Origin of the sequence: uncultured Leptotrichia sp., assembly GCF_938036635.1 — a bacterium.
Lineage (GTDB): Bacteria > Fusobacteriota > Fusobacteriia > Fusobacteriales > Leptotrichiaceae > Leptotrichia > Leptotrichia hongkongensis.
Genome location: NZ_CALHQO010000465.1, coordinates 1 through 7137, shown reverse-complemented (window position 1 = coordinate 7137; position 7137 = coordinate 1). Strand labels below are relative to the sequence as shown.

At 33.0% G+C, this 7137-nt stretch carries 7 protein-coding genes and 1 pseudogene; all 8 read right to left on the bottom strand.

All coding sequences use genetic code 11. The annotated features are described in order from the left end of the window. Positions 1-1197: Sapep family Mn(2+)-dependent dipeptidase (locus Q0370_RS09265; protein WP_299574978.1), on the bottom strand; the 1197-nt coding region annotated here is incomplete at its 3' end. 12 nt (positions 1198-1209) lie between these two features. Further along, positions 1210-2175 carry a N(4)-(beta-N-acetylglucosaminyl)-L-asparaginase gene (locus Q0370_RS09260; protein ID WP_299574976.1) on the bottom strand — a complete coding sequence of 322 codons (966 nt, stop codon included), beginning with the start codon at positions 2173-2175 and terminating at the stop codon, positions 1210-1212. A 27-nt stretch (positions 2176-2202) separates the two neighbouring features. Further along, the gene (locus Q0370_RS09255; protein ID WP_299574974.1) at positions 2203-3282 is read right to left on the bottom strand and encodes a M42 family metallopeptidase; all 1080 of its coding nucleotides are present in this window, start codon (positions 3280-3282) and stop codon (positions 2203-2205) included. A gap of 5 nt (positions 3283-3287) precedes the next feature. Beyond that, positions 3288-4277, bottom strand: coding sequence for a hypothetical protein (locus Q0370_RS09250; protein WP_299574972.1), 990 nt, complete (start codon positions 4275-4277; stop codon positions 3288-3290). A 132-nt stretch (positions 4278-4409) separates the two neighbouring features. After that, positions 4410-4931, bottom strand: coding sequence for a GrdB-related putative oxidoreductase (locus Q0370_RS09245; RefSeq protein ID WP_147005268.1), 522 nt, complete (start codon positions 4929-4931; stop codon positions 4410-4412). Positions 4932-5195: 264 nt separating this feature from the next. Next, on the bottom strand, positions 5196-6545 hold the full coding sequence (locus Q0370_RS09240; protein WP_299574967.1) for a PTS sugar transporter subunit IIC: 1350 nt from the start codon (positions 6543-6545) through the stop codon (positions 5196-5198). Continuing rightward, positions 6538-6873 carry a PTS sugar transporter subunit IIB gene (locus tag Q0370_RS09235; protein WP_299574965.1) on the bottom strand — a complete coding sequence of 112 codons (336 nt, stop codon included), beginning with the start codon at positions 6871-6873 and terminating at the stop codon, positions 6538-6540. The genes Q0370_RS09240 and Q0370_RS09235 overlap by 8 nt, the downstream gene beginning before the upstream one ends. A 32-nt stretch (positions 6874-6905) precedes the next feature. Continuing rightward, positions 6906-7137, bottom strand: a pseudogene (locus tag Q0370_RS09230) (haloacid dehalogenase-like hydrolase); the annotation flags it as partial.

Below are 7137 nucleotides of genomic sequence, written 5' to 3'. Positions count from 1 at the left end.
TTTTCTATTTTTCAACTTACTTATTTCATATAATGAAAGTGCATAAATCTCTGTTATTTTCTCTAAGTCCGATAAATCAAGCCACTCATCAGGTAAATGCGCTATATCCTTCTGACCTGGAAAACTTGGTCCATATGCAATAATATTAGGAATTATCTTTGCATAAGTTCCTCCTGTAGTTGTGACAGGTTCTGCATTAAACCCTGTAACATAATTATATACTTTCTGTAAAGTCTGCACATATTCAGAATTTTTATCATATAGGACTGGATTCCAGTTGGAAATTTCTTCCAGCTCTGTTCCTTCCGTCAAATTACTTCTGATTAAATCCATAAGCTGATCTTTTTTACATATTGCAGGATAGCTCATTACAAATTCGAAAAAATGTCTGTTTTCAGCAATTCCAAATCTGTACCCTCTTAATATCATTTCTCCGAAATCATCATCCTTAAAGTTTATTTTTAATTTTACACCATTATTAGGTGCGGATAAAATATATCCATTTACAAATTCATATAATTTCTCTAAATCTTTCATTTCAGAATATATTCTTACCTTAAGCCTTCCCCTTTCGCCGTACACAACTGGCCATTTACAATCAGGAGTCCAGCCAAAAATAGGAGCTTTTTCCTTTGTCAGATAATGTTTTACACATGCAAATCCTGTTTCTTCATTTGTTCCGAAAACTATTCTTACAGGAACATCAAATTTTATTCCTAATTTTTTTAGAATATGGAGTGCAAAAAGATTTGACAGAATGGGACCTTTATTATCCAGAACACCTCTTCCATATATGCGATTATTTTCTATTTTTCCGCCTAATGGAGGATACTTCCACCCTTCACCAAGAGGAACAACATCTACATGTCCAAAAATCCCTATATATTCCTCATAATCCCTTATTTCTTCTGATACATATTCTGCATAACCTATTTTATTATCTATATTCGCTGTATTAAATCCCAGTTTTTCTGATATTTCCAAAGCTTTATCCAGTGCCTTGGCAGGCCCTTTTCCAAATGGAGCATTTTCTTCAGGTTCCATCTGAATGCTGTAAATAGAAACTAATTCACGTATTTTCTCTATTAATTCAGGCTGTATTTTTTTCACTTCTTCTTTTATTTTCAATATTATTTCCTCATCGGAAATATTCCTTTTTTTATCATATTTTTTATTATCATCCGTATTTTTATCCATTTTCTACCTACCTTATTTTTCTATAAGAGGTTTCGTTCTTTCATTGATATACTCCTGTAGCCACTCTTCAGTCGCTTCTTCGTGTATCATTTCATTGCCCTTTCTTTTTGTCCTGTATACTTTTACAGGAGTCTTTTCATTTCCTGCAACAAAGGAAAAATTTTCAATATTTGTAGCCACTCCCCATTCTCCTTTGTTATTCATGGCAATTACAGAAATATCTCCTGCTTTTCCTCTTTTTCTTATCAATTTCTTCTCAAAAGTGAAGACAGCCTTTTCACATGCTTTCTGGGGAGAAAAACCACTTTCCATAAGTTTTACTATCTCGTATGAAATTATCCCCTTCATTATATCTTCTCCAAGTCCTGTTGCACTTGCTCCTCCAATCTCACTGTCAGCATAGAGTCCTGAACCGATTACAGGCGAATCTCCCACTCTTCCTTTCTTTTTCATGAAAAGTCCGCTTGTAGAAGTTCCTGCAACTATATTTTCTTCTTTATCAAGGCACACCATACCAACTGTATCATGTCCTGAATAGGGCTTTATCTCTATTTCTTTTATATGTGCCATATCCTTCAATCTGTTTCTGTAATGTATTTTTGCCCTTTCTGTAAGCATATTTTTTCTTTCAAAACCTTTTTTATGTGCATATTTTTCTGCACCTTCACTTACTAACATGCTGTTTTCATTTAAATGACTCAAATCTTTGGCAACAGATATAGGATTGGCAAAATCCTTAATAGCACATACTGCACCAAAATCAAAGCTGCTTCCATCCATGTATGCCGCATCTAGTTCGACTTCCATTTCTTCATTTGGAAGTCCACCGTAACCTACAGATTTATAAAAAGGAAAATCTTCAACATTTTTTATTGCTGTTTCTATTGCTTCTCCCGCTTTTCCATCATTTTTCAGTATTTTTGCAGCTTCTTTGACACCATCATGTGCCATGCACCATGTTGCAATTATTCCCCACATCTTCTTACCTCCTCAAGTTTTTTCATCTTATTCACTGTAATTATAGTTTTCCTTCAGTATTCTGTCATATTTTTCAGGAGTCAGATCTTCTACTATCAGTTTCAGCAGTTTCAATGTCGCAATAATATCATCCTTATGTACAACTCCAAGATGAGTATGCATGTATCTCATAGGTATAGATAAAGTTGTGGCTGGTATTCCAGTTCCTGACTTATGAATATTTCCTGCATCAGTCCCACCATCTGTAAAACAGCTCAGCTGATAAGGAATGTCATTCTTTCTGCATAGATTTTCAATATAAATAAGCAGTCCCCTGTTCATTATGGTCATTGAATCAATAACATTAATAGCTACTCCTTTTCCAAGCTTTATATTATTTTTATTCAAGGGGGTATCTCCTGCCAAAGTAGTATCTACAGCTATTGCCAAGTCAGGAAAAACTTTATGTGCTGTTGTTCTTGCACCTCTTAGCCCAACTTCCTCCTGTACCGTTGCCGCGAGAGTAACCTTATTACCTATATTTTCCTTTTTCAGCATATTCATAAGCCATATTCCTGTCGCTACACTTACACGATTATCAAATGCTTTTCCTGCAAAGTACCCCTCTTCATTCAGCTCTATCATTTCTCCGTACGGACATATCATATCTCCTACTTTTATTCCCAGCTCCTCAATCCTTTTTTTACTTCTGACTCCCATATCGATATACAGTTTATCAATCGGCAATACCTTTTCTCTTTCCTTTTCCTTTATTGAATGAACTGCAGGTCCACCAATAACACCATAATATATATTCTTTTTTTCATTTATAACTGCCACTTTCTGATTGAGCAGAACATGTGACCACATATTTCCTACATTCTGAAAATACAGGTACCCCTGCTCATCTATTTCCCTTACGACAAATCCTACTTCATCCATATGAGTGGCTATCATTATGGAAATACCATCTCCTTCCTTTGTAAAAAGGCAGGATCCAAGGCCATCCTGAGAAAATGGAAGATTTATATGCTTTTTCAATATATTGGCAATATCTTCTTCAAATCCTGAAATTGCATAAGTTTCTGTCAGCTCCTTCAAAACTTCCCATTTTATATCAAAATTCATTTTTCTCACCTTTTAAATCCTAATTTTTCTATTTTTTCAGCAGTCAACCCCTTAATAAACTCTATGATTACATCACTAAGATTATTTATGTGCTTTACTTTTAACGAATTTAGAAGAGCCTGTTTATGTTTTAAAGGCAGTACAAGCACAACTGTTGGAGTTCCCTCCAATGACTTATGGATAAATGACCCGTCTGTTGCTTCCAGCTGAACATGCCCTTCAGGAATATATCCTTTTTTCTTTGTAGCTTCATAAAATTCCTGTTTTAACATTTGATTTGGAAGCATTGACTTATCAAAACTACGAATATATATGGCATTTTCTTTGGGTTCTTTTACATATGCTGCATCAATAACAATAGCTATATCAGGTTTTACAGCAGTCGTTGCCGTTATTGCACCACGCTGACCTGTTACCGAATGGGATATTCCGCCTACTGCTACATCAAATGGAAGATTTTCGTTCCCTTCTTCCAGTTTATCCAGAACTGTAAGACCAACCTCAAGCCCTGCCCTGTTAGAAAGATTTTTAGAAAGTATCTCTCTTTCTGGAAGGCATAAAGTTGGAACATCAAGTAAAAAAATATCTCCAATCTGAATTCCTGCTTTTAAAACTTCCTCTTTATTTCCATATCCTGTATCAAGTAAAAGTTCATTTTCATTTTTTACTATAAATCCTGTATATTCTTCATGTCTTCTATTAAGCACTTTTACTATTCTCTGTTCAAACAGACCTTTTTCATAAAGTCCTATTGTTAAAAATTCCATTAATCCGTCTTCCCTGATGTCTGAAATCATTCCTCCACTTTCATCCATGTTGGAACTTATCATTATTTTATATGACGAGTTGTTTCCTTTTTTAAGACCAAAAACAGAGCCAAGTCTGTCCTTTATTATTGAAAGGTTTCTTTTTTTATATTCATTATATAAAAAATCATGCACTTCCTTTTCATCCCCTGAAACTCCATTTAACTGACATAATTCTTTTAGTCTCATATTTACTCCATTTCTTTTATTTGACAATACAGATAAATTAATAGATAAAACTATCCTAAAGATATTCAAAAATAATATAAAAATTTCTGCTTTTTATATATTTTATTTAATTTTGCGATAATTTTTTCCTAACTATTTATATATATAATCGCTCACTTCGGATAAATTATCCCCATCGTAAACCTTCTTAATTACTTTTGCCATATTCTGTAGTGATTCACGTAATCCCACTCCACCTTTTTTTGGCATTTTTATCATTACTAAGTCATTTTTATATTTATCTATTATTTCTTTATTTTCTTCTGAACATACAACTACAGGTTTACAATTTGTTTCCTTTTTTACATGTTCTGCTAGAATGGAGGACATTTCTGCATAGTTGTAATAGTTAAAACATGGTCCACACAAAAGAATATCAGCTTTTACCTTATTCAGAAGACCTGTCATTTTTTCAAGGACAAGTTCCTGATTTTCCTTAAAATAACTGTCGCTGCAATATGTTGTTGCAAGCACTGTTCCACCTATATTTTTTATATATTCTGAAAACATCATGTATGAACCCATTCCACCTTTTTCCAGTGCAAGTTCTACATTAGCACCTTCTTTTCCGCCTGTTCCAGATTGAATCTGATCAAAAAATAAAACTATTTTCATTATCTTTCCTCTTTTCTGTCAAAATTCTGCTTTGATTTTTTTGTATTCATTAAAAATAATACTTTTTTATAGTAAAACTTGTTTAAAACCAAACTCAAAAGCTATGACTATTTTACTCAAACCATAAATTTATATAATTTTAGCAGTTTAATTTAAAATAGGTTTGAGTATATCTTGAATAGTCTTTAATAACAAATAAAACTGCCCCAAAATCAAATTTTATAATTAATTTTGAAACAGCCTTATTCAATATAAATTTATACATTAGAACGAGATATCATCAAGAGAAATATCTTCTAAATCATCTTTCTCATTTTGTTCTACTGGTTGAGTTTCTTCTTTCAAGTACTGTGTATCAAGCACTTTAAAGAATGGATAATAAATAAGGCATCCAATTATAACCAGTATTATTTGGAAAAGTCCCGCAATTATACTTCCTGTAGCCAACCATCCTGAAAAGAACATTGGTGTTGTCCAAGGTAGTAAAACTCCAGTTGTACGAGGTATAATATTTAACAAAGTGGCAGCTGTGGACAAAATCGTATTAACAAGTGGAACCAATAAAAATGGTACCGCGATAATTGGATTTAATACAACTGGAAGTCCAAATATAACCATTTCATTTATACCAAAGATTCCTGGAACTATAGACAATTTACCTAATTTTTTCATACGTTCTGATTTACCTTTAAATATCATAAGTAATACAAGAGATAGTGTACTTCCTCCACCACCAAAGTTACAGAAGAAGTCTCCAAATGGTCCTGCGAATATATTAGGCAAAGGTTGATGTGCATTATATGCAGCCAGGTTTTCAGCAGTCAATGCTAAATGTATAGGATTGAAAATAGTATTCGTAACTGCTGGACCGTTTATACCAAAGAACCAGAATAATGTTGACAAAAATTGATAAATAGGTTCAAATATAAGGCTTTGACCAAATCCCATCAAAGGTGCCTGTAATACTTTATAAATAAAATCATGAGCATATCCTTCTTTTGTAAAAAACAAGAATCCAAGTCTTATTATAAAGAATGTAAACATAACAAACATACTTGGAATCAATGCTGCAAATGAATTCATTACCGCAGGTGGCACACCATCCGGCAATTTTATTGTCCATCCTTTATTTTTAATTGCCGTAAATATTGTTACAGAAACCAATGCTGTAATCATTGCTAAAAATAATCCTTTTGTTCCTAAATTTCCTGATGCAAATCCGCTAAAAGCTTTACCTTCCTTGTCTACAAAAAGCGGATGTGTCTGAGGACTTATAATCAGAAATGCAACTAATGAAACTGCAGCTCCCGCAATACCTTCTATTCCTTTTTCTTTACCATAATAATAACCAATACCAATAACTCCAAGAAGAGCTATTATACCAAATGTAGAATTAATAACTGCATCAAGGTGTCCATCCCATCCCTTTCCCAAAAATTTTGCAATAAATTCTGTATATCCAGGAATTGGAAAATTCCCAATAACTAAAAATATTGAAGCCACTATAATTAACGGTGTACCTACTAAAAATCCATCACGGATTGCTGTTAAAACTTTATTACTGCTTAATTTAGTAGCCAAAGGTCCTAAAATTTTCTCTAATTTATCAAACATCTTCCTTTACCGCCTTTTCTTTTAGTATTTTTATTGCTCTTTTTAAAATACGTTCTCCATCGATTTTTCCATAATCTTCCAAATCAATTACTGCTACAGGAATTCCCTTTGGCTCATATTTTGAAGCTGTTTCTTCAAATTTAAATTTTACTTGAGGCCCAAGCAATATTATATCTGGATGCAATTCTTCAACAATAGCATCTATTTTACCATCAGGAAAAGCTTTTACTTCAACAGGTAAATTATGTTTATCTGCAACTTCCTGCATTTTTTTTGCAACTAAACTTGTAGACATTCCCGCAGCACAAAACAAATATATTCTTTTCATAAAATCCTCCTAAAATTCACGATAAGCTATTTTTATCTATCATTTGAAGCAGCAATCATTCTAATTGTGTGTCTTACACCTCTTATGGCGATTGACAGTTCCATTATATTTTCATAATTTGCAACTCCTGAATATCCAGCATCTCCAATATGTTGAATATCCACTCCAGCTATTTTATTCATTATTGCTATTTGTCTTATTGTTTCTCTTGTGGAGCTTTCTTGACTTGTTCCTATTGCAGACATTGATAATGCTCCATTTTCC